We start from the raw sequence: 21,472 nt of genomic DNA on the forward strand, positions 1-21,472 counted from the left end.
CCGGGCTCGCGCCGAGGTGTGGCTATCCGATCCAGGCGGGCGAGACCGGCTCGCCGGTGCCGTCCGGTGAGGTCGGGGTAGCCAGCCCGCCGACGAGGCCGGTGACGACGAACTCGGCGCCCGACCCGGTGCCGACCTGACGGGGCACGTCGGCGCGCAGGACCACGGTGTCGCCGACCGACAGGTCGACGGTCTCGTCGTCGACGACGACCGTCGCCGTACCGTCGAGCAGGTGCCACGCCTGCTCGACGTCGAACGTGTGGCGGGGCCCGCGCTGGCCGGCACGCATGGAGACGCGCCACAGGCTCACCGTCGTGGTGCCGCCCTGCGTGGGGGAGGCCAGCGTCGTCATCGAGGCGTTCGGCGTCTCGGTGACGCGGGTGTCCGTGCGGGCGATCTTGATGTCAGGCATGTCGACTCCCTAGATGGACAACGTTGTTGTCCTTCAAAGGAACCATGCCGGTGCGATATCGTCAACCATGTTGTCTAGATGGAGGTGAGTCGGTGAGCGAACCCGGATGGCGCGTCGTCCTGCTCCTCGCCGGTGCGTTCCGCGGCAGCATCGATGCGCTCCACAGCGAGCTCGCCGAGCAGGGGCATCCCGAGGCGCGGCCGCTGCACGGGTTCGCGCTCCAGGCGATCGGGCCCGACGGCTGCACGATCAACGAGCTGGGCCAGCGCCTCGGCGTCTCGAAGCAGGCAGCGGCCAAGACCGCGGTGGGCCTCGAGAAGGTCGGCTACGTCGTCCGGGACTCCGTGCCGGGGGACCGCCGAGCGGTGCTGCTCCGCCGGACGTCCCGCGCCGAGGAGTTCCTGGCGGCCAGCGCGGCAGGCTTCGAACGCGTTATGGACGGGTGGCGGCGCACGCTCGGTGACGCCCGCTTCGACGCGCTGGTCGAGGCCCTCGCCGACGTGGCCGACGAACGACCTGTCGGGGACCTGCCCGGCTGGCTCTCGCAGCGCTCCTCGACCCCGGACGAGCGGCCGAGGGCCTGACGGGCAGCACCGACGGGCCGGCTGTCAGAAGGTGGCCGAGGCCTGCTCCGGCCACCTTCTGACAACTCCGCGGGGCTCAGTCGCGGGCTGCCCGCTCGGCCGCGGCCTTCGCGGCGTCCCGCTCGCGCTTGCGTGCCTCCTTGAGGCGCTTCTCGGCCTCGCGCACGGCCTTCTCGGCCTCGCGACGAGCCTTGGACGCCTCCTTGACCCTGGCGTCGCGCGCATAGAGCTCGGCGGCCTCGCGCTCCTCGTGCGGGGGGAGCGGGGACTCGGCGCGCTCGGCGGGCGTCCGCTCGACGTAGACCCCGATCCCGTCGAGGACCCGCTCGAGGCCGAACACGACGTCGTCGACCCCGTCGTCCTCGCTCAGGTAGGCGCCCGAGGCGACCACGGGGTGCAGGTACGGGAAGCGTTCGGGCGTCACGAGCTCGGAGAAGACCTCGGCGTACGCGGCCCCGCTCACGTCGCGCCCTGCCGGGTCCTGCCGGGCCCCGCGCAGCTCGCGCTGGATCCGGGCGGCGCTCTGCGCGTAGCTCGTGACGAGCATGATCATCGCGAGCTTGTCGGCGTCGGACAGCGAGGTGCCGTGCATCGCGCGCAGGCCCAGGTCGACGAACCGGAGGTTGTTGGGCGTGAGCGGGACCCCCTGGACCGCGACGTCGAGGAACCAGGGGTGGGCCTCGTAGACCGCGAGCGACGCGAGCGCGAACTCGCGCAGGCCACGCCGCCACGTGGGTTCGTCCCCTGCGGGGATCCGCCCCTCCAGGACCGCGGTGAGCTCGGGTTGCGCCCCCGAGGGGAGGTCGACGTCGATCGCCTGCTCCTGCATGAGGAGCAGCAGGTCGTCCTTGCTCGTGACGTACCGGTACAGCGACATGGTCGTGTACCCCAGGGCCGCCGCGAGCTTGCTCATCGAGAGCGCCCCGAGCCCCTCGGCGTCGGCGATCTCGATGGCCTGCTCGACGATCCGCTCGATGCTCAGCTCGCGACGAGGGCCGCGCTGCGGGTTCTCGGCCACGCCCCACGCCAGGGCGATGGCGTGGGGCAGGCCGGGATCGGTGGTGTCCGTCATGGGTACATCATCGCTGCTCCGGTCGTGATCGCCGTCCGGGCGGAGACGGGCGGGAACGGCGTGGGCCGCACGGGTCGAGCGCCCTCAGTGCGCCGTCCGGCGCCGGTAGAGGATCGACGCCGCGGCGCACGAGACCGCGAACATGCCCACGAGCCACGCGAGCGCCGGCCCGAGCTGCCCCGCGGTCGATGTCCCCGAGAGCAGCGCGCGCAACGTCTCGATGATGGGTGTGAACGGCTGGTGCATCGCGAAGCCGTGCAGCCACGTCGGCATGGTCTCGACCGGCACGAACCCGCTCGACAGGTACGGCACGAACAGGAAGAACATGTTGAAGCTCGCCGCGGCGTCGACGCTCAGGACCAGGCCGGCGAGGCAGCTCAGCCACGTGAACGCGAGGACCATGAGGGCGAGGTAGCCCGCGACGCCCACCCAGCCGCCCAGGTCGGCCCCGGGACTGAAACCGAGCGCGACGGCCACGAGCAGGACGAGCGTGGCCGACACGAGGTTGCGGACCGTGCTGGCCAGGACGTGCGCCCACAGGACCGAGGGGCCGAAGATCGGCAGGGTCTTGAAGCGGTTGATCGTGCCGCTCGTCATGTCCTGGGCCACCGAGAGCGCGGCCGTCGCCGAGCCGAAGCCCAGGCACAGGACCAGGATCCCGGGCACGACGTAGTCGACGTAGCTCCCGTCGTCCTCGATCGCCCCGCCGAACACGATGACGAACACGAGCATGATGAGGACGGGCAGCATGAGGGCCGTGACCAGCCCGTCGACGCTGCGCAGCGTGCGCCGCAGCTCGCGGCCCGTCATGGCCGAGACGTCGCGCAGCGCGGTCGCGGGGGACTGGCCGACGCGGGCCGGTGCCGTGCGCGAGGGGCGTCCCGGTGCGGGGCGCCGCGTGGTGGTCGGTGCCGTGGTGCTCATCGCAGGCCTGCCTTCGTCGTCGCGGGGGAGACCGCGGGCTGGGTGGGGGCGGACGGGGTGGTCGGGGTGCCCTGTGCCTGGATCGTGGCCCGCGCGGCGCGTGATCCCGTGAGGGCGAGGAACACGTCGTCGAGCGAGGGCTTGACCACGGACACGCCCGTCACGGGGATGCCGCGCTCGTCGGCCCGCGCCAGGACGTCGCGGACCGTGCGGAGCGGGTCCGTCGTCGGGACCAGCGCCGCGAGGTCCTTCTCGTCGACCTCGGAGATCTCGAGGCCGATCTGCTGGACGGACGCGAGCGCGTGGGAGTCCTCGACGTCGACCCGCACGTGCTGGCCGGGGACGAGGGCCTTGAGCTCGCTCGCGGTCCCGCGGGCGACGATCCGCCCGCCGTCGAGCACCGCGATGGTGTCGGCGAGCCGGTCCGCCTCCTCGAGGTACTGGGTCGTGAGCAGGACCGTGATGCCGTCGGCCGCGAGCTCGCGGACCACGTCCCAGAGCTCGGAACGAGACTGCGGGTCCAGACCGGTGGTCGGCTCGTCGAGGATCAGGACCTGGGGGCTCGCGACCAGGCTGATCGCGAGGTCGAGACGCCGGCGCATACCGCCCGAGTACGTCTCGACGCGGCGCCGGGCGGCGTCCGTGAGGTCGAAGCGGTCGAGGAGCTCGGCCGTGCGGGCCCTGACGGCTGCTCGCGGCAGGTGCGCGAGCGTGGCCATCATCGAGAGGTTCTCCTCGCCGGTCTGGAACTCGTCGACCGAGGCGTACTGGCCCGTGAGCGCGATGACCTCGCGGACCCTCGCGGCCTGGCGGACGACGTCGTGCCCCGCGATGGTCGCGGTCCCGGCGTCGGGGCGGACGAGGGTCGTGAGGATGTTGACGGCGGTCGTCTTGCCCGCGCCGTTGGGTCCGAGGAGGGCGAAGATCTCGCCTCGTCGGACGGACAGGTCCACGCCCTGCAGGACGGCGTGGGATCCGTAGGACCTCGTGAGTCCCCGGACGTCGATCATCGGGTCGGGCATCGCTACCTCCGTGTGCGTCGCAGACTGTTGTGTACCTCCTACACTGTGTAGACCATACGCACTGTGTGTGCCGTACACAAGAGGTGGATTTCCCGTGACCCGCGCACGGACGGCCGGATACCGTGACGGCATGCAGCCCGCCACGCACCAGGCCGAGTTCCGTCACGCCCGCCTCGTCGAGGTCTACGACGCCCAGAACACCTGGGGTCCGGACGACGACTACTTCCTCGCCCGCGCGGCCGAGGGCCCGGGCGGGCGGGTGCTCGACCTCGGGTGCGGCACGGGTCGGCTGACCGTGGCGCTCGCGGACGCCGGGCACGAGGTGACGGGCATCGACCCCGCGGGCGCCTCTCTCGACGCGGCCCGGCGACGTCCCGGTGGTGAGGCCGTGACCTGGATCCACGGGACGTCCGCCGACGCGCCCGCGGACGCGTTCGACGTCGCCCTCATGACGAGCCACGTGGCCCAGTTCTTCGTCGCCGACGACGAGTGGGCGGGCGTCCTCGCCGACCTCCGGAAGGCCCTCGTGCCGGGCGGGTTCCTCGTCTTCGACACCCGCGACCCCCGTGACCGTGGTTGGGAGGCGTGGCACGCCCCCGACGACCGTGACCCGGTGACGCTGAGCGACGGGCGTGTCGTGCAGACCTGGAGCGAGGTCACGGGCGAGCGTGACGGCGTCGTCGACTTCACGCTCGGCTACGAGATGCCCGAGGGGGACGAGCTCACGAGCACCGCGACGCTGCGGTTCCGTGCCGAGGACGTGGTGCGCCGGAGCGTCGAGGCGGCGGGGTTCGCCGTCGAGCAGGTCGACGGCGGGTGGGGGCGCGAGGCCGTCGGAGAGGGGGCCGGCGAGCTGCTCGTCGTCGCGCGCGCCGTCTGAGCCGCGGGGCGTCGACGCCGTACCGGGGTCGGACGCGTGCGGCCCGCGACGCTGGGGCGTCAGAAGGGGGCCGGGGTGTACCCCGGCCCCCTTCCGACAGCCTGGCCGTGCTCAGTCGCGCAGCGAGGCCATCCACGCCTCGATGTCCTCGGGGCGGCGGGGGAGCGCCGCCGAGAGGTTCTCGTTGCCGTCCTGCGTGATCAGGACGTCGTCCTCGATGCGGATGCCGATCCCGCGGTACTCCTCGGGGACCGTCAGGTCGTCGCTCTTGAAGTACAGGCCCGGCTCGATCGTGAAGACCATGCCGGGCTCCAGGACGCCGTCGACGTACAGGTCGCGGCGTGCCTGCGCGCAGTCGTGCACGTCGAGGCCCAGGTGGTGGCTCGTGCCGTGCACCATCCAGCGGCGGTGGAACTGGCCCTCGGGGGCGAGGGACTCCTCGGCGGTCGCGGGCAGCAGGCCCCACTCGGCGAGGCGCTCGGCGATGACCTCCATCGCGGCCGCGTGGATGTCGCGGAAGCGGGCCCCGGGGACTGCGACCGCGAAGGCCGCGTCGGCGGCGTCGAGCACCGCGGTGTAGATGCGGCGCTGGACGTCGGTGTAGGTGCCGTCGACGGGCAGCGTGCGCGTGACGTCGGCCGTGTAGAGCGAGTCGACCTCGACGCCGGCGTCGAGCAGCACGAGCTCGCCCGTGCGGACCTGGCCGTCGTTGCGGATCCAGTGGAGCGTCGTGGCGTGCTCGCCCGCGGCGGCGATGGTCTCGTAGCCGACCGTGTTGCCCTCGAGGCGGGCGTGCGCGTCGAACGTCGTCTCGATGACGCGCTCGCCGCGGCGGTGCCCGGTCGCGCGCGGCAGGTTGCGCACGACCTCCGCGAAGCCCGCGATCGTCGCGTCGACGGCCTCGCGCATGTGCGCGACCTCGAGCGCGTCCTTGACCAGGCGCAGCTCGGAGGCGGCCTCGACGAGCGTGGCGTCCGCGGCGGCGTCGTCGGCCTGGCCGTTCTCGAGGCGGATGGCCTCCACGAGGGCCTCGATGTTCTCGTCCGCCCCGGTCACGACGAGCAGCACGACGTGCTCGCCGACGTCCTTGGCGAGCGCGTCGCGCAGCTCGTCGACGTGCGCGGCCTCGATCCCGGTGAGGGTCGTGACGTCGTCGAGGCTGGGGCGGGCCCCGACCCAGAACTCGCCGTAGCGCGAGTCGGCGTAGAACTCGTCGGTGTCGCGCGCCGCGAGAGGGCGTACGTAGAGGACGGCGTGGTGGTTCGAGCCGTCGTCGCCCGTGCCGGGCTCGACGGGGTGGAGGACCAGGACCGCGTCGGGCTCCTGGTCGGTGCCGAGTCCCGTGAGGTGCGCGAACGCCGAGTGCGGGCGGAACCGGTAGTCGGTGTCGTTCGAACGGACCTTGAGCGGGCCGGCGGGGATCACGAGGCGCGCACCCGCGAAGCCTGCGGACAGCTCGGCGCGGCGGGCGGCGGTGTACGGGGCGGCGGCGCCGGCCTCGACGTCGCTGCTCGCGCGTGGCGCCCAGCCGCTCGTGATGAACGCCTTGAAGGCCTCGGAGTCGGGCCGGTGCGACCGGTTGTCGTTCCGGGCGGCGATCTCCTGCTCGGACTCCGCGGCCGGGGCGCTGACGGGGGTGGTGTCGTTGCTCATGGCCACCAGTCTCCCATCGGTCGCCGGGAGGGCGCGTGCGGCCCGACGGCGGAGCACTCCTCGGGCGCAGAGGTGCCGTGGCGCGCGGCGCGCCCGGGCGGCGCTCGGATGTGCTCCGGATGCTCTCGGGGAGCGCGTGCGGCTGTCGAGCAGCCCTGCCGCAGCAAAAGATGACTGCGCTGTCATTCATAATTGACAGCGCAGTCATTCGCGGGAATGCTGGGCCGCGGACGCTCGTCGTCCGGCACCGGTGCCAGCCGCTCTCGCGACCCCACGTCGTCGTCGGACGGGCGCCGGACCGCGCACCGGTGCGCGCCGGACGAGGCCTGAGCGTCGTGGGCATCGCTGCCCGCTCGGACGTCGAAGAGGACGAACACACATGAGACGATCACGACTCGCCACGCTCTCCGCGGGGCTCGCGCTGCTGATCGGGGCGGGCATCGCCTCCCCGGTCGCCGCAGTTCCGCAGGACCCGTCTGAACCGCGCCCGCCCGTGGACCACTCCCTCGAGGTGAACCCCTTCGTCGGCACGGAGAGCGAGGGCAACGCCTACCCCGGCGCCACGGTCCCGTTCGGCATGGTCCAGCTCAGCCCGGACAACTCCAACTCCTACGCCTCGACCTCCTACAGCAAGAACGCCGGGCGGGTCTGGGGCTTCAGCCACCGGCACGTCAACAGCGCAGGCTGCCCCGCGGCGGGCGAGCTGCTCGTGACCCCGGACACCACCGCGGCCCCGCGCACGGCCCGGACCCCCATCGCGATCAAGGACCAGGCGAGCACCGAGAAGGCGGTCGCCGGCTTCTACGAGGTCACGCTCGCCAACGACGTGCACGCAGAGCTCACCGCGACCACCCGCGTGGGTGCGCACCGGTACACGTTCCCGGCCTCGACCACGTCGCACCTGTCGTTCAACGTCGGGCAGACGCTGCGCGACGCCGGCGCCAGCTCGGTCACGTGGGTCGACGACCACACGCTCGAGGGCTGGGTCGACAACGGCGGCTTCTGCGGCGGCACGCCCGCCAAGCAGCGCTACTTCTTCAGTGCCACGTTCGACCGCCCCGTGTCCTCGTCGGGCACGTGGGGCACCACCGGCGTCTACACCGCGGGCTCGACCACGAGCCAGGTCACGACGGGCCGCAACGGCGCCGTCGCGGTGTTCGACACGACCACGGACCGCGACGTCGAGGTGAGCGTGGGCGTGTCCTTCGTGAGCGTCGACGGCGCTCGCGGCAACCGTGAGGCCGAGGCCGTGCGCGACGGCGTCCAGGTCGGGTTCGACGAGATCCGCGAGGAGGCGCGCGACGCCTGGAACACCGAGCTGGGCCGCGTCGACATCGAGGCCTCGCCCGAGAAGCGCACGATCTTCTACACCCAGCTCTACAAGACGCTGCTGTCCCCGACGATCGGCAACGACGTCGACGGCCGGTACCGCGGCATGGACCTCGAGGAGCACCAGGCCGACGGCTGGGACTACTACCAGAACTTCTCGCTCTGGGACACGTACCGCACCCAGGCGACGCTGCACGCCCTGCTGCTCCCCGAGCGCGCCGAGGACATCGTCCGCTCGATGTACCAGCACCGCGTCGAGGGCGGCTGGCTGCCCCGCTGGTCGCTGGGCGCGCTCGAGACCAACATCATGGCCGGCGACCCGGTCACGCCGTGGCTCGCGGAGAACTTCGCCATGGGCACCGTGCCCGACGACATCTCGGACGAGCTCTGGGGCTATCTCGTGGAGAACGCCACGACGGCCCCGCCTGCCGGCGTCGCGTCGGTGGGTCGCCAGAGCGCGGCCTTCTACAACGAGAACGGCCACATCCCGTTCTACCCCGAGAACGAGGGCGGCCTGGGCGGGCAGTACGAGGAGTACCGTCACGGCGGCTCGTCGACGCTCGAGTTCGCGCTGTCCGACGCGGGCCTGGGGGCGGCTGCTCAGCGCCTCGGCAAGACCGAGGACGCCGAGGCCTTCCTCGCCAAGGGCCGCAACTGGCAGACGCTGTGGAACCCGGACGTCGAGCTCTCGGGCGGTTTCCAGGGCATGGTCAACGCCAAGCGCCCCGACGGTACGTTCGTCACTCTCCCCGAGCTGACCGACGTCACGCGCACGGGCTTCCACGAGGGTGTCCCGTGGCAGTACCAGTGGATGGTCCCGCAGGACGTCACGGGTCTGGCCGAGGCGATGGGTGGTGAGGACGCGTTCGTCGAGCGTCTCGACTACTACTTCGACATGCCGGCGCTCGCGGCGAAGCCGGGCGTCTCGCCCTCGACGTGGGCGCGCGGTGGCAGCTCGTACTACCAGACGATCCGCTACAACCCGGGCAACGAGCCGACGATCACCAACGCGTGGCTCTATGGGTACGTCGGGCAGCCGTGGAAGACGAACGACGTGCTGGCTGCGAACCTCAACCGGTTCCCGAACACGCCGGGCGGGGGCGTCGGCAACGACGACCTGGGCACCCTGGCCGCCTGGTACGTCATGGCCGCGCTCGGGTTCGAGCCCGTCCTGCCGGGCTCGGGCATGCTCGCGCTCAACGCGCCCAAGGTCCAGTCCGCGACCGTCACGACCGACGCGGGCACGACGTTCGCCATCTCGGCCGAGGGGGCCAACGAGGACCTGCCGAGCTACGTCTCGGGCGTCACGCTCGACGGGGCCGAGCACACGGCCGCGTGGATGGACGCCTCGGCGATCCAGGACGGCGGCACGCTCGAGTTCGACCTGGCCGACTCGAGCGCGGGCCTCACGTGGGGCACCGCGCCCGCTGACCGCATCCCGAGCCTGTCGGCGCCGCTCCCGCCGCTGCCCGTCGAGGTCACCGCGACGGTGCGCTGCGTGGGCAAGAACGCCCAGGTGTCGGTCAAGGCCACGAGCTCGGCCGACACCGCGGTCGACGTCGTCCTGGCGACGCCGTTCGGGACGAAGTCGTTCCACGGGCTGCAGCCCGGCAAGAGCGCCGCGCAGACGTTCAACGCGCGCTCGGGCTCGGTCGAGGCCGGGACGGCGAGCGTCACGGTGACGCTCCCGGGCGCCGAGCCGCGCACGGTGGAGGTCGCCTACCCGGCGACGTCCTGCGGCTGACGCCGGCCCGCACGTGCCGGTGCGGGAGGTGAGCAGGTAGCAGGAAGAAGGCCCCAGGTGCCCGACGGCGGTTCTCGCCTCGGGTGCCTGGGGCCTTGTCGGTCCTGGGTCGTCACGGCCCGGGGTCGCCGGGCGTGGCGCTCAGGACGGTCGTGTCACGCGGCCGCGCCGACCGGCTCGAGGCGTCGAGCGGGGGACCAGCGGCTCGTGAGGTCGCCCAGCGCCCGCGAGAGCGCGTCGTTGAACGCGTCGGGGGCGTCGAGGTTGACGTCGTGGCCCGCGCGCGGCACGACCACGAGGGCTGTGTCGGGGGCCGTGTCGAGGTAGCGCTTCTCGTCGAGGCGCAGGTGGTCGCGCTGGCCGTTGATGAGCCAGACCGGCACCTTGGCGGCGCGGAGGTCGGCGCGCGAGGAGCGGCCCGCGAGCTCGTGCAGCACGTCGGTCACGACCTGCCACGCGGGCCGGCCGGGGAGCCGCGGGTCGGCGAACGTGCCGGCCCCGGTGAGCTGGGCCGAGGCGCGTGCTCCACCCGGCAGCGACCTTCCGGCGCGCAGCACGTCCTGGACGCGGCCCAGCGCGCGACGGGTCGCGGTGCCCGCAGCGTCCATGAGGCTCGCGGCCTCGCGGAAGAGCGCGACGGGCTTGCCGCGCGGGTCGGCGCTGCACGCGCACGCCACGATGCCCGCGAGCCGGTCGGGGTGGCTCGCCGCGTACGCGAGCGACGTGTAGCCGCCGAGCGACATCCCGACCACGACGACGGGGACGTCGTCGGGGAAGGACGCGACGGCATCGTCCAGGATCTCGAAGGCCCGTGCGAGCGTGAACCGCTCGTCGCTGCGCTCGCCGTGCCCCGGCAGGTCGACCGCGACCGCGAGGTGGCCCGCCTCGCGCACGTGGGCGAGCTGACGCCCCCAGATCGCGTTCGAGGTGCGCACACCGTGCACGAACACGACGGCGGCAGGGGGCCCGGCCGAGGACGCCTGCGCGAGGCTCGGGAGGAGGTCGATCGACGGGTCGGACGGGAAGGCGGAGGCCCGGAGGGAGGGCTGGCTGTTTCGCATCGCTTCGGATGCTGCCAGCGCCACCTGGGAGCAGTGCGAAAGCACGGGGAGCCTCCCGTGAACGTCCTGTGCGGGCCTTGGGACGAGGCCGTCAGCCGATCGCCTGCTCGAGGACGAGCGCGGTGCCTATCAGGATCATCGCGACGCCCGAGACCCGTGTCACGACCCGCGACGCCCCGGGCCGGGAGCGCAGGACGTGCCGCGCCCCCCAGGCCACGAGCAGGTAGACCACGGCGCAGCCGACCATGTGCACCGCGCCCAGCGCCGCGATCTGCGCACCGACGGGCCAGCGCCCCGCGGGGTCGGTGAACTGCGGCAGCAGCGCCAGGAACAGCAGGAGGACCTTGGGGTTGAGCCCGCTCGTCCCGAGGCCCTTCGCGGCCTGGCGCACCCACGACCCCGCGACGTGGTCTCCCTCCGTGACGGGTCCACCCGGACGGGCGAGCATCGTCACGCCGAGCCACGCGATGTACGCCGCGCCCAGCATCGTCAGGACCGTCAGGAGAGCCGGGGAGCGGGACACCAGGACGCCGACCCCGGCTGCGACGACCAGCGCGGCCGCGAGGTGGCCGGCCAGCATCCCGCCCACCGCGGGCAGGACCGACCGGTGGCGCAGGCCGGCCGTGATCGCGTACGCCCAGTCGGCTCCCGGCGTCACGACGAAGACGAGCGACACCGCCCAGAACGCGGCGATCGTGGCGACGGGCATCGTTCCTCCAGGGGCGTGTGCGCCGACCTCCGGCGCGAGAGCAACGTTAGGTCGGAACACGGCAAAAGTGCTTCCAACTTCTTGCCCTGGATCGTGACCGAGTGGAAAGATCCTTCGCATGGATGACATCGACCGGCAGATCCTTGCCGAGCTGCAGCAGGACGGCCGGCTCACGCTCACCGAGCTCGCCGAACGGGTCCGCCTGAGCGTCTCGCCGTGCCACCGGCGGCTGCGGGCGCTCGAGCGCTCCGGGGTCATCAGCGGCTACCGCGCGCACCTCGACGCGAGCTCGGTCGGGCTGACCTTCGAGGCGCTCCTCTTCGTGACCATGCAGTCCGCGACGCGGGAGACGCTCGAGGCGTTCGAGACCGCGGTCGTCGAGGTCCCGAACGTCCTGCAGGCCCAGCGCCTCTTCGGCGACCCCGACTACCTCCTGCGCGTCGTCGCGAGCGACCTGCCGGGCTTCCAGGTGCTGTACGACGAGCGGCTCTCGACCCTGCCCGGCGTGATGCGCCTGAGCTCGACGCTCGTCATGAAGAGCGTCGTCGAGGACAGGCCGCTGCCGCTGTAGGTGGCCTCGCGGTGCCGTGCCGCACGCAGGCCGCAGCAGACCGGCCGGACCGGTCCTCTCCGGTGAGCGCCGCCGTCGGGCCCTCCCGGCGGGCCTCGACGCGCGCGCTCACTATCCTGAGGGGGTGCTCATCGACCTCCACACCCACTCCACGGCGTCCGACGGGACCGACGCCCCGGCGCAGGTCGTCGAGGACGCAGCCGCCGCAGGGCTCGACGTCGTGGCCCTCACCGACCACGACACGACCGCGGGCTGGGCCGACGCCGCGCGAGCGGCCACCCGCAGCGGCATCGCGCTGGTGCGGGGCGCGGAGATCTCGGCCCGCTCGGGGCACGTCTCGGTCCACCTGCTGAGCTACCTGCACGACCCCACGCACCCCGACCTGCTGGCCGAGACCGAGCGCACGCGCGTCGACCGCGTCTCGCGGGCCCGGCGCATGGTCGAGCGGATCGGCGAGGACTACCCGCTGACGTGGGAAGATGTCCTGTCGCAGACCGAGGAGGGGACCACGATCGGGCGCCCGCACATCGCGGACGCCCTGGTGGCCACCGGCCACGTCAGCGACCGTTCGGCGGCATTCGCCACGATCCTGCACCCCGGCACGGGCTACTACGTGCCGCACTACGCCCCTGACGTCCTGGACGCCGTGCGCGCGGTGCGCGCAGCGGGCGGGGTGCCCGTCTTCGCCCACCCGGGCGCCGACGGGCGAGGGCGCGTGGTGCCGGACGCGGTCATCGAGCAGATGGCCGACGCAGGACTGCTGGGGCTCGAGGTGCACCACCGCGACCACAGCGCACAGCAAGTTGCCCGTCTCGAGGACATCGCCCACACCCTGGGCCTCTTCGTGACGGGTTCGAGCGACTACCACGGAGCCGGCAAACCGAACCGGCTCGGCGAGAACACGACAGCACCACGAGTGCTGGAGACGATCGAGGAGCTAGGCACGTTGGACGTGATCCGATGACGGCGCGGGCGGTGATGTCGTGAACGACATCATGGACCTCCGCCTCTTCACCGAGGTGTTCATCACGCTGTTCGTGATCATGGACCCTCCCGGGACGGTACCGATCTTCCTGGGCCTGACGAGCGCCATGGGCGCCAAGCAGCGCAACCAGGCCGCCAGGACCGCGATCCTCGTCGCGTTCGGCGTGATCGTGTCGTTCGCGGTGTTCGGCCAGCAGATCCTCAACTACATGGGCATCTCGCTCCCGGCGCTCAAGGCGTCCGGCGGGCTCCTGCTGCTGCTGGTCGCGATGGAGCTGCTCACGGGAAAGATGGAGGAGCCGACGCCGTCGGGCAACAAGGGCGTCAACGTCGCCCTGGTCCCGCTCGGCACGCCGCTCCTCGCGGGCCCCGGTGCGATCGTCGCGACCATGGTGTTCGTCCAGCGAGCCGACGGGTCCGCTGCGGACTGGGTCGCGATCGCGGCGGGCGTCGTCGCGGTCCACATCACGCTCTTCCTGGCGATGCGCTTCGCGAACGTCATCCACCGTGTCCTCGGGGACTCGGGGACGATCCTCGTGACCCGCATCGCGGGTCTGCTGCTCGCGGCCATCGCGGTGCAGCTCGTCGCGGACGCCGTCACCGCGTTCGTCCAGGCGGCCAGCTGACGCCCGGCCGACCGTAGCGCCCCGACGCCCGCGAGACCTGATGGTCTCGCGGGCGTCGTGCTGTCCAGGCACGATGGTCGGCGCCGACGCGCGACGGTCCGCGAGCCCGACGGGCGTTACCCGATCGGTACGGACGTCCCCGTCCTGGTATCGCACCCACGTCCTAGGGTGAGTCCCGGAGGGCGCGTCGCATCCTTCCGTCATGAGTATCGAAGGAGTGCTGATGAACTCACCGCGTCGCCGTCGACCGGTCGCCCTCACCACCACGATCACCCTCGGCGTACTCGCCGTCTCGCTCGTCGCGGGATGCACTCCCGAGGAGAAGGACGTCGCCTCGGCCGGCCTCGGGCTCGTGCCGGTGCCCACGGACGTGAGGGTCGACGGGGGAGGCGCGTTCGTGCTCGACGCGGACTCCACGATCGCGCTGGTCACGCCCGAGGTCATGGCCCCGGACGTCCACCACGTCGGTGAGGAGCTCGCCGAGCACCTCGGGACCGCGACCGGTTTCGACCTGCCGCTCGGCCCGGCGGTCGACGGCGCCGTGGGCGAGATCCGCCTCGAGCTCGTGCCGGACACCGAGGTCGTCTGGGAGCGGGACGGCCTGCTCGACGACACGGGTGTCGACGCCTACGAGCTCACGGTCGACGACGAGCAGATCGTCCTGACCGCCACGTCGCCCCCCGGTCTGTTCCGGGGCGTGCAGACGCTCCGACAGCTCTTCCCCGCGCAGATCGATGCGACGACGGTCCAGGAGGAGCCGGCGGGCGGGTGGACGGCACCTGCCGTGACCATCTCCGACGAGCCCCGGTTCGCCTACCGCGGCGCGATGCTCGACGTCGCGCGCCGCTTCTACCCGGTCGAGTCCGTCAAGCGGTTCATCGACCACGCGTCGACGTACAAGCTCAACGCACTCCACCTGCACCTGACGGACGACCAGGGGTGGCGCATCGCGGTCGACGCCCTGCCCGAGCTCACCGAGGTCGGCTCCACCACGCAGGAGGGGTGGGAGCCCGGGACGGGGGACGGTGAGCGGTGGTACTACACCGCGGACGAGTACGCGGAGATCGTCGCCTACGCGCGCGACAAGTACATGACGGTCGTCCCGGAGATCGACGGGCCGGGGCACACCCTCGCGGCGCAGGCGTCGCTCGGCTCGCTCACCTGCGACGGCGTCCCGACCCCGCTGTACTGGGGCCCCGAGGTCAACAACCCGATCGTCTGCGCGAGCGACGAGAACCTGGGCAACGTCCAGGGCTTCCTCGAGACGGTCCTCGCGTCCGTCGCGGGCCAGAACCCCGGCCCGTACCTGCACCTGGGCGGCGACGAGGCGCCCAGCCCGCCCGGCTGGTACCAGAGCTACGCCGAGGCGGCCAACGAGATCGCGACCGGTCACGGCAAGACCGTGATCGGCTGGCACCAGTGGGGGGCGTCCGAGGCGCTCCCGCCCGGCGCGCTGATCCAGTACTGGGGTGTCGGCGAACGGCTGCGCCCGGTCATCGGCGGGGAGGCGACGAACGCCGACCTGGTCGACGTCCAGGCCGCGCTCGACAAGGGCGCCCGGCTCATCATGTCGCCCGCCGACCGCACGTACCTCGACATGAAGTACGACGAGGACACCCCGTACGGCCTCGAGTGGGCCTCGCGCATCACGCTCGAGGAGGCGTACGGCTGGGACCCGGCGACCGAGCTCACCTCGCCCGACGGGAAGAGCACCCTGGCGGACGAGTCCGACATGGCGGGCGTCGAGGTGCTGCTGTGGTCCGACCGCTCCTACCCCGACAGCCTCGCGAGCCTGCCGACGAGCACCGACGTGTTCGTGCCCGTCGACCAGTACGCCGACTTCATGCTCTTCCCGCGCCTGCCGGCGACGGCGGAGGTCGCGTGGTCGGAGCAGGCCGACCGTAGCTATCCGGACTTCCGTGACCGGCTCGTCCAGGTGTCCCCGCGCTGGACCGCGGCGGGCATCGGGTGGAACCAGGTCGCCGACGTGGACTGGGCCCCGTGACGGCGTGAGGGGCCGCACCCGCCTCGGCTGACGGCGTCCCGCCAGGACCTACCAGGCCCCGGGGTCGGGCTCGGCCGCGACGAACGTGACCCGCCCGTCGTCGGACACCACGAGGCCCGGGTTGTGGGCGACCTCCCAGCGGAACCCGTCCGGGTCCGCGAAGTACCCCGAGTAGCCGCCCCAGGCGCGCACCTGCGCGTGCACGACGACGGAGCCTCCTGCGGCGAGCGCGCTCGCCAGGACGTCGTCCACCTCGGCGGGCGAGCCGACGTTGTGCGCGAGCGCGACGGGCGTCACGGGCTCGGGACCGTGGTGCCCCTCGTGGATGCCGGGACCGGCCTCTTCGAGGAGGTCGGCCCGGCGCCACAGCGACAGCAGCAGGCCGTGACCGACCTGGAGGAAGACGACCTCGCCCGGCACCTCGTTGACGGGTGCCCAGCCCAGCCCGTCGACGTAGAAGGCGCGTGCCCGGGCGACGTCGCGCACCCCCAGGGTGATCAGGCTGACGCGAGGTTCCATGGATCAACGCTAGCCCCGACCCGCCGGGCACGCCGCCGCTGCGCCCGCGCGCATGACGGTTCCCGGGACGACGGCGGGCCGCCGCTCCGAGGAGCGACGGCCCGCCGTCGGTGTCGTGCGTCGAGGGTCACTCGGCCGGAGCCGGCGCCCCCGTGGTGCCGGCGCCCGAGCCGCCGCCGTGCGTGCGGCGACGGTTGCGCTGGCGGCGCGGACGCAACGGAGCGCCGTCCGCGGACGCCCCGGCGGCCGGAGCCTCGGCGCGCGGAGCCTGCTCCGCACCCGTGGAGACGGCCGGTGCCGAGGAACGCTGCGCGCCCTCGGAGCTGCGGCCACCCTCACGTCCACCGGACCGGCCGGCGTCGCGCGAGCTGCTGCGACCGCTGTCGCGGCCACCCGACCGACCGGCGTCGCGCGAGCCCGAGCGGCCCGCGTCGCGGCCTGCGTCCCGACCGCCGCGCGCCGACGACGGCGAGCCGCCGCGCTTGCCGGTCTCGCCCAGGTCCTCGAGCTTCTCGGCGTCCAGGCCCGCGCGGGTCTGCGCGGACTTGGGCAGTCGGCCCTTGGTGCCCTCGGGGATGTTGAGGTCCGAGTACAGGTGCGGGGACGTCGAGTACGTCTCGACGGGCTCCGGGATGTTCAGGTCCAGGGCCTTGTTGATGAGCGACCAGCGGGGTACGTCGTCCCAGTCGACGAACGTGACGGCCGTGCCCTTGTTGCCCGCGCGGCCCGTACGGCCCGTGCGGTGCAGGTAGGTCTTCTCGTCCTCGGGGCACTGGTAGTTCACGACGTGCGTGACGTCGTCGACGTCGATGCCGCGGGCCGCGACGTCGGTCGCGACGAGCACGTCGATCTTGCCCGAGCGGAAGGCGCGCAGCGCCTGCTCGCGGGCGCCCTGGCCCAGGTCGCCGTGGATCGCGCCCGACGCGAAGCCGCGGTCGGCGAGCTCGTCGGCGACCTTGGCGGCCGTGCGCTTGGTGCGCGCGAACACGATCGTCAGGCCGCGACCCTCCGACTGGAGGATGCGAGCGAGGACCTCGACCTTGTCGAGCGCGTGCGCGCGGTAGACGACCTGCTTGATGTTCTTGACGGTCTGGCCGCCGTCGTCCGGGTCGTTGGCCCGGATGTGCGTCGGCTGCGTCATGTAGCGGCGGGCCATCGAGACGACCGCGCCCGGCATGGTCGCCGAGAACAGCATGGTGTGGCGGGCCGCGGGCGTGCGCGAGAGGAGCTTCTCGACGTCGGGCAGGAAGCCCAGGTCGAGCATCTCGTCGGCCTCGTCGAGCACGACGCAGCGAGCGCGCGTGAGGTTGAGGTGCCCCTGGTTCATGAGGTCGATCATGCGACCGGGGGTGCCGACGACGACCTCGACGCCCGCGTTGAGCGTTGCGATCTGCGGCTCGTACGCACGGCCGCCGTAGAGCTGGATGATGCGGACGCTGCGCTTGGCCGAGGCGGCCTCGAGGTCGCCGGCGACCTGGACCGCGAGCTCACGGGTCGGCACGATGACGAGGGCCTGCGGCTTGCCCGGTGCGGGGAGCTGGTCGAAGCCCTCCTCGCCCGGGGCGATGACGCGGTGCAGCAGCGGCACGCCGAAGCCCAGCGTCTTGCCGGTACCGGTCTTGGCCTGGCCGATGATGTCGTGCCCCGACATCGCGACGGGCAGGGTCATGGCCTGGATGGGGAACGGGTGGGTGATGCCGGCGTCGGCCAGCGCCTCGACGATCTCCGGGCGGACACCGAAGTCCGCGAAGGAGACGTCCTTGGCCTGGACGCTCGACGAGAGCGTGCCCTGTGCGTCGTCGACAGGGGCCTCGGCAGGGGTGAGGTCGAGCTCGGTGGGCTCGACAGGTGTTTCGGTGGTGGTCACTGGTGCCTCGTGGTTCTGATGTCTGGCGCGAGGCCCCGCACGTGCGTGATCGACCCGACGGTTGGCGGGTCCACGATGCTCCGGGAAGATCCCAGGCAGGTACGGTCTCTCGCGCCTAGTGGCCGGCAGCCGATCGTGGGTATTCGCCGCGAAGACGTCGTCGGGGGTCGTCGGCCGTGAGGCGCGAACCCCGGTTCCGCCCGCGCGCACCGACCGAGGTCGGCGTCGTGCAGTGTCGTTCGCAAGTCTTTCGGCACGGGGTGGGGCTCACGAGCACCCACCGGGGACCGGGGATTCGGACGACCGGGCAACCGATGTACCCCCCCATACTATCGGACAGCACCCGTCAAGCCGATCATTGCCCGTCATGTCGCGTCCCACGACGGGGGACGCTCGGCGCGACTCGACTATCCTGACCCGATGAGCGAGCCGCAGCACCACGACCCGTCCGTCGCTACCGAGAAGCTCGCCACGGACCATGACGCGGTCGGTCTGCTGGGCCTCATCGCGTACACCGAGCTCGCGACCTTCGGCCGTCTCGCGGCCGACGCGGCGCACGCTCCGACCCTCGCGCAGCGCCACCAGCTCTCGCGCCACGCGGGCAAGATGCTCGCGCGCCACGAGCGCGTCCTCGAGCGCATCGCCGACCTGGGCGCCGACCCCGAGGCCGAGATGGGCGCGTTCGACGGCATCTTCGACGACTTCGAGGCGCGGACGCCGTCGAGCACCTGGTGGGAAGGCGTGCTCAAGGGGTACGTCGGTCACGGTGTCGCCGACGACTTCTGCCGCCTCGCCGCGGACGGGCTCGACGACGAGTCGCGCGACCTGGTGCTCGAGATCCTCTCGGACGGCGTCGACTCCGAGCGTTCGGCCACCGTCATCGCGGACGCCGCGGCGGCAGACCCCGTGCTCGCGTCGCGGCTCGCCCTGTGGGGACGGCGGCTCGTGGGCGAGGCGCTCGGGCTGGTGCAGACGCTGCTCTCCGAGCGTGAGGGGCTGAGCAGGCTCCTCGCGGACGGCGCTGGGCACCGCACCGAGGCGGGGACCCCGGGAGCCGCGGACGCGACGGGGACGGCCGCTGACCGCCAGGCGTGGGTCTTCTCGCAGCTCACGGCGGAGCACACGCGCAGGATGGGGCGGTTGGGCCTCGCGGCCTGAGCGGTCCGGGACAGCCTCGCGGCCTGAGCGGTCCGGGACAGCCTCGCGGCCTGAGCGGTCCGGGACAGCCTCGCGGCCTGAGCGGTCCGGGACAGCCTCGCGGCCTGAGCGGTCCGGGACAGCCTCGCGGCCTGAGCACCTCAGGACGTCGCGACGTACGACGAGGGCGGTGCCTCGGCCGACCGGCCGGGGCACCGCCCTCGTTCTGCGTGAGCTCTCAGAGGGAGCCGAAGCCCACCCGACGCTGCTCCTCGGTTCCGATCTCCACGTAGCCGATCGACGACGTCGGGACGATGACGCGGCGACCGCGCGAGTCGAGCAGCTCGAGTGCCGGACCGCCCGCCAGGGCGGCCGAGACGGCGGCGGCGACGGCCTCCGTGGTCTCCTCCGTCTCGATCACGAGCTCGCGGGCCAAGTTCTGCACACCGATGGTGACTTCCACGTGATTCTCCTTCGCGAGCGTCGCCCGCGGGTGATCCCGCCGGCCACTGGTCGACAACTCCTCCGATACTAACGAGATTCCCGAGGACCTCGGGTGCTCCCGCGCTGGTGGGAGTCCCGAGCGGCCCCGATCCTCAGGCGTCGCGGCGGAGCATCCCGTGGACGCCTCGCCAGGCGAGCGCGGGCAGCAGGCGGGTGAGCTCGGCGGTCGTCACGTCGCTCTCGGCGCGGACGGCCTCGGTCGCCGCGGTCCGGGCGATCGCGGTGCAGGTCCGGGCGACCACGAGCGCCTCTTGCCCGGTGAGCGACGTGAGCCGGCCGAGGACCTCGGCGAACTCGCGCGCGTTGACCTCGTCGGGTTCGAGCACGCGAGCCCGGACACCGGGGTCGCGCATGACGTCGGACTCGAACAGGAGCCCGGCCGACGGCCCGGCCGACCGCGCGTAGTCGACGTAGGCCCGCACGATCCCCTCGATCACGGCGAGCCCGTCGACCGCGAGGGCGTCGAGGTCCCCGGACGACGTGCCGGGGGCCGCGGAGCGGAAGGGCGCCAGGACGGCGCGCACCGAACGGACCAGCGCAGCGCCCTGCTCGTCGACCAGGGCCATGTAGAGGTCGAGCTTGGACGGGAAGTGCCGGTAGAGCACGGGCTTGCTGACCCCGGCGCCGTCCGCGATGTCGTCCATGGTGATGTGGTGGTAGCCGTGGTCGGAGAACAGACGCTCGGCGACGGCGAGCAGCTGCGCGCGCCGTTCGTCCCGCGGCATGCGCACGGCGATGGACCGTGTGGTTCTCGACTTCTCTGCGACCCCCGACATGCGGCGATAGTACGGGCCGCGGCGTCGGGCCGTGACGGGCGGTGCGATCATGGACACGTGATGCCCCCGGAAGCCCCCCACGACGGATCGAGGGGACGCCCGGAGGGGTCCCCGCAGTGGCATGAAGGTGCAGGCCAGGCCCCGTTCTCGCGCCCGACGGCGCCGCGCACCTCGCGCAGGTCGCGCGCCCGGGCGCGTCTGGGACGGGTCCGCAGGCGCGGGATGCGTCGCGGTCCTGCTCTCGTCCTCGCGTCGGTCGGGCTGCTGGCCGGGCTCGGGGCCGGGGGGCTCGGAGCGGGGTCGCTCCTGCCGGGAGCACCCGGTGCCACCGACGTCGCGGTGGCGGACGGTGCGTCGGAAGCCCCGGTGAGCGGCGCCGTCGGGCAGGCGGTCGACGAGGCCCCCGCGGCTCCCGAGAACCGGGGCGAGGACGTCGCGAGCCGGTCCGTCCGCGACCCCCAGCTGGGGCTCGACGGGCCCGGGTCGCTCCCGCTCGTGCTCGAACGGGAGGTCGAGGCGGGGTCGGGCCTGGTCGGGACCGAGGTGGTGCCGGACCTCGGCGGCGCGCTCGTGGTCGTGCCCGCGGAGGTCGCCGCGCCGGGGGCCGGGACGGTCAAGACCGTGCGGATCGAGGTCGAGGCGAGGCTGCCCGTGGACGGCGAGACGTTCGCCGCGGCCGTCATGGCGACCCTCAACGACCCACGGGGCTGGGGGCCGGTCGACGGTGTGACGTTCGCCCGGACGGGGGGCGACGCGAGCATCCGCGTGGTCCTGGCGAGCCCGGCGACGACCGACCGGATGTGCGCCCCGCTCAAGACCGGCGGGACGTACTCGTGCGGTGTGACGGGTGCGGCGATCCTCAACTTCTCGCGCTGGGTCGAGGGAGCCTCGGACTTCGACGGCGACATGGGGCTCTACCGGCACTATCTGGTGAACCACGAGGTCGGGCACGTGCTGGGCCACCGGCACGTGAGCTGCCCCGCACCCGGGACGCTCGCCCCCGTCATGGTGCAGCAGTCGATGTCGACCGAGGGCTGCCTGCCCAACGGGTGGCCGACGTTCGGGTAGCCGGGCGGGGTGTCGTCCGGGGCAC

General features: G+C 72.7%; 20 protein-coding genes. 9 read left to right on the forward strand and 11 right to left on the reverse strand.

Annotation, left to right across the window (positions count from 1 at the left end):
* Positions 1 to 22: 22 nt before the first annotated feature.
* The gene (locus tag OERS_RS09440) at positions 23 to 412 is read right to left on the reverse strand and encodes a cupin domain-containing protein (protein WP_068625573.1); all 390 of its coding nucleotides are present in this window, start codon (positions 410 to 412) and stop codon (positions 23 to 25) included.
* Positions 413 to 504: 92 nt separating this feature from the next.
* On the opposite strand from OERS_RS09440, the gene OERS_RS09445 reads away from it, so the two are divergent.
* On the forward strand, positions 505 to 996 hold the full coding sequence (locus OERS_RS09445; RefSeq protein WP_197487017.1) for a MarR family winged helix-turn-helix transcriptional regulator: 492 nt from the start codon (positions 505 to 507) through the stop codon (positions 994 to 996).
* Positions 997 to 1,072: 76 nt separating this feature from the next.
* Here OERS_RS09445 and OERS_RS09450 read toward each other — a convergent pair whose 3' ends face one another.
* From OERS_RS09450 to OERS_RS09460, 3 genes are all read right to left on the reverse strand, one after another.
* The gene (locus OERS_RS09450; RefSeq protein WP_068625575.1) at positions 1,073 to 2,068 is read right to left on the reverse strand and encodes a TetR/AcrR family transcriptional regulator; all 996 of its coding nucleotides are present in this window, start codon (positions 2,066 to 2,068) and stop codon (positions 1,073 to 1,075) included.
* Between the two features lie 84 nt (positions 2,069 to 2,152).
* Positions 2,153 to 2,992: an ABC transporter permease gene (locus OERS_RS09455; protein ID WP_082618279.1), complete on the reverse strand. Its 840-nt coding sequence runs from the start codon at positions 2,990 to 2,992 to the stop codon at positions 2,153 to 2,155.
* Positions 2,989 to 4,014, reverse strand: a complete 1,026-nt coding sequence (locus OERS_RS09460; protein WP_068625576.1) for an ATP-binding cassette domain-containing protein — start codon at positions 4,012 to 4,014, stop codon at positions 2,989 to 2,991. Before OERS_RS09460 ends, OERS_RS09455 begins: the two co-directional genes overlap by 4 nt.
* A 130-nt stretch (positions 4,015 to 4,144) precedes the next feature.
* Between OERS_RS09460 and OERS_RS09465 the strand changes: the two genes are divergently transcribed.
* Positions 4,145 to 4,894 carry a class I SAM-dependent methyltransferase gene (locus tag OERS_RS09465; RefSeq protein WP_068625597.1) on the forward strand — a complete coding sequence of 250 codons (750 nt, stop codon included), beginning with the start codon at positions 4,145 to 4,147 and terminating at the stop codon, positions 4,892 to 4,894.
* Positions 4,895 to 5,005: 111 nt separating this feature from the next.
* Here the strand turns inward: OERS_RS09465 and OERS_RS09470 are convergent, their stop codons facing one another.
* Complete coding sequence (locus OERS_RS09470) at positions 5,006 to 6,547, reverse strand: aminopeptidase P family protein (RefSeq protein ID WP_056647714.1); 1,542 nt, start codon at positions 6,545 to 6,547, stop codon at positions 5,006 to 5,008.
* A gap of 379 nt (positions 6,548 to 6,926) precedes the next feature.
* Between OERS_RS09470 and OERS_RS09475 the strand changes: the two genes are divergently transcribed.
* On the forward strand, positions 6,927 to 9,620 hold the full coding sequence (locus OERS_RS09475; protein WP_083201346.1) for a GH92 family glycosyl hydrolase: 2,694 nt from the start codon (positions 6,927 to 6,929) through the stop codon (positions 9,618 to 9,620).
* Between the two features lie 155 nt (positions 9,621 to 9,775).
* Here OERS_RS09475 and OERS_RS09480 read toward each other — a convergent pair whose 3' ends face one another.
* Together OERS_RS09480 and OERS_RS09485 are read right to left on the reverse strand one after the other, a co-directional pair.
* Complete coding sequence (locus OERS_RS09480) at positions 9,776 to 10,681, reverse strand: alpha/beta fold hydrolase (protein ID WP_082848834.1); 906 nt, start codon at positions 10,679 to 10,681, stop codon at positions 9,776 to 9,778.
* Positions 10,682 to 10,772: 91 nt separating this feature from the next.
* Positions 10,773 to 11,390, reverse strand: coding sequence for a LysE family translocator (locus OERS_RS09485; protein WP_068625578.1), 618 nt, complete (start codon positions 11,388 to 11,390; stop codon positions 10,773 to 10,775).
* Positions 11,391 to 11,508: 118 nt separating this feature from the next.
* Between OERS_RS09485 and OERS_RS09490 the strand changes: the two genes are divergently transcribed.
* From OERS_RS09490 to OERS_RS09505, 4 genes are all read left to right on the forward strand, one after another.
* Positions 11,509 to 11,961, forward strand: a complete 453-nt coding sequence (locus tag OERS_RS09490) for an Lrp/AsnC family transcriptional regulator (protein ID WP_068625579.1) — start codon at positions 11,509 to 11,511, stop codon at positions 11,959 to 11,961.
* Positions 11,962 to 12,085: 124 nt separating this feature from the next.
* On the forward strand, positions 12,086 to 12,925 hold the full coding sequence (locus OERS_RS09495; RefSeq protein WP_068625580.1) for a PHP domain-containing protein: 840 nt from the start codon (positions 12,086 to 12,088) through the stop codon (positions 12,923 to 12,925).
* A gap of 31 nt (positions 12,926 to 12,956) precedes the next feature.
* The gene (locus OERS_RS09500; protein WP_225220218.1) at positions 12,957 to 13,571 is read left to right on the forward strand and encodes a MarC family protein; all 615 of its coding nucleotides are present in this window, start codon (positions 12,957 to 12,959) and stop codon (positions 13,569 to 13,571) included.
* Between the two features lie 223 nt (positions 13,572 to 13,794).
* The gene (locus OERS_RS09505; RefSeq protein WP_068625581.1) at positions 13,795 to 15,576 is read left to right on the forward strand and encodes a beta-N-acetylhexosaminidase; all 1,782 of its coding nucleotides are present in this window, start codon (positions 13,795 to 13,797) and stop codon (positions 15,574 to 15,576) included.
* A gap of 48 nt (positions 15,577 to 15,624) precedes the next feature.
* On the opposite strand, the gene OERS_RS09510 is transcribed toward OERS_RS09505, so the two are convergent.
* Positions 15,625 to 16,095 (reverse strand): VOC family protein, encoded by a 471-nt coding sequence (locus OERS_RS09510; RefSeq protein ID WP_056762486.1) that lies wholly within the window; start codon positions 16,093 to 16,095, stop codon positions 15,625 to 15,627.
* Positions 16,096 to 16,222: 127 nt separating this feature from the next.
* Positions 16,223 to 17,962, reverse strand: coding sequence for a DEAD/DEAH box helicase (locus OERS_RS09515; protein WP_068625582.1), 1,740 nt, complete (start codon positions 17,960 to 17,962; stop codon positions 16,223 to 16,225).
* A gap of 420 nt (positions 17,963 to 18,382) precedes the next feature.
* Here OERS_RS09515 and OERS_RS09520 point away from each other — a divergent pair, with 420 nt between their 5' ends.
* Positions 18,383 to 19,120: a ferritin-like fold-containing protein gene (locus OERS_RS09520; RefSeq protein ID WP_068625583.1), complete on the forward strand. Its 738-nt coding sequence runs from the start codon at positions 18,383 to 18,385 to the stop codon at positions 19,118 to 19,120.
* 217 nt (positions 19,121 to 19,337) lie between these two features.
* Here OERS_RS09520 and OERS_RS09525 read toward each other — a convergent pair whose 3' ends face one another.
* On the reverse strand, positions 19,338 to 19,562 hold the full coding sequence (locus OERS_RS09525; protein ID WP_056647744.1) for a DUF3107 domain-containing protein: 225 nt from the start codon (positions 19,560 to 19,562) through the stop codon (positions 19,338 to 19,340).
* Positions 19,563 to 19,695: 133 nt separating this feature from the next.
* Positions 19,696 to 20,379 carry a TetR/AcrR family transcriptional regulator gene (locus tag OERS_RS09530; RefSeq protein WP_068625599.1) on the reverse strand — a complete coding sequence of 228 codons (684 nt, stop codon included), beginning with the start codon at positions 20,377 to 20,379 and terminating at the stop codon, positions 19,696 to 19,698.
* Between the two features lie 222 nt (positions 20,380 to 20,601).
* Between OERS_RS09530 and OERS_RS09535 the strand changes: the two genes are divergently transcribed.
* Entirely contained in the window at positions 20,602 to 21,447 is an 846-nt protein-coding gene (locus OERS_RS09535; protein WP_068625584.1) for a DUF3152 domain-containing protein, read from the forward strand.
* The last annotated feature ends 25 nt before the right edge of the window (positions 21,448 to 21,472 follow it).

This window comes from Oerskovia enterophila (genome assembly GCF_001692445.1).
Taxonomy (GTDB): Bacteria; Actinomycetota; Actinomycetes; order Actinomycetales; family Cellulomonadaceae; genus Oerskovia; species Oerskovia enterophila.

Excerpts from the sequence above, each read along its gene's own strand:
- OERS_RS09530 (WP_068625599.1), bottom strand. The coding sequence starts at position 20,379 with ATGTCGGGGGTCGCAGAGAAGTCGAGAACCACACGGTCCATCGCCGTG.
- OERS_RS09505 (WP_068625581.1), top strand. The coding sequence starts at position 13,795 with ATGAACTCACCGCGTCGCCGTCGACCGGTCGCCCTCACCACCACGATC.
- OERS_RS09520 (WP_068625583.1), top strand. The coding sequence starts at position 18,383 with ATGAGCGAGCCGCAGCACCACGACCCGTCCGTCGCTACCGAGAAGCTC.
- OERS_RS09455 (WP_082618279.1), bottom strand. The coding sequence starts at position 2,992 with ATGAGCACCACGGCACCGACCACCACGCGGCGCCCCGCACCGGGACGC.
- OERS_RS09475 (WP_083201346.1), top strand. The coding sequence starts at position 6,927 with ATGAGACGATCACGACTCGCCACGCTCTCCGCGGGGCTCGCGCTGCTG.
- OERS_RS09450 (WP_068625575.1), bottom strand. The coding sequence starts at position 2,068 with ATGACGGACACCACCGATCCCGGCCTGCCCCACGCCATCGCCCTGGCG.
- OERS_RS09480 (WP_082848834.1), bottom strand. The coding sequence starts at position 10,681 with ATGCGAAACAGCCAGCCCTCCCTCCGGGCCTCCGCCTTCCCGTCCGAC.
- OERS_RS09460 (WP_068625576.1), bottom strand. The coding sequence starts at position 4,014 with ATGCCCGACCCGATGATCGACGTCCGGGGACTCACGAGGTCCTACGGA.
- OERS_RS09485 (WP_068625578.1), bottom strand. The coding sequence starts at position 11,390 with ATGCCCGTCGCCACGATCGCCGCGTTCTGGGCGGTGTCGCTCGTCTTC.
- OERS_RS09440 (WP_068625573.1), bottom strand. The coding sequence starts at position 412 with ATGCCTGACATCAAGATCGCCCGCACGGACACCCGCGTCACCGAGACG.
- OERS_RS09490 (WP_068625579.1), top strand. The coding sequence starts at position 11,509 with ATGGATGACATCGACCGGCAGATCCTTGCCGAGCTGCAGCAGGACGGC.
- OERS_RS09465 (WP_068625597.1), top strand. The coding sequence starts at position 4,145 with ATGCAGCCCGCCACGCACCAGGCCGAGTTCCGTCACGCCCGCCTCGTC.
- OERS_RS09500 (WP_225220218.1), top strand. The coding sequence starts at position 12,957 with ATGGACCTCCGCCTCTTCACCGAGGTGTTCATCACGCTGTTCGTGATC.
- OERS_RS09510 (WP_056762486.1), bottom strand. The coding sequence starts at position 16,095 with ATGGAACCTCGCGTCAGCCTGATCACCCTGGGGGTGCGCGACGTCGCC.
- OERS_RS09470 (WP_056647714.1), bottom strand. The coding sequence starts at position 6,547 with ATGAGCAACGACACCACCCCCGTCAGCGCCCCGGCCGCGGAGTCCGAG.
- OERS_RS09535 (WP_068625584.1), top strand. The coding sequence starts at position 20,602 with ATGCGTCGCGGTCCTGCTCTCGTCCTCGCGTCGGTCGGGCTGCTGGCC.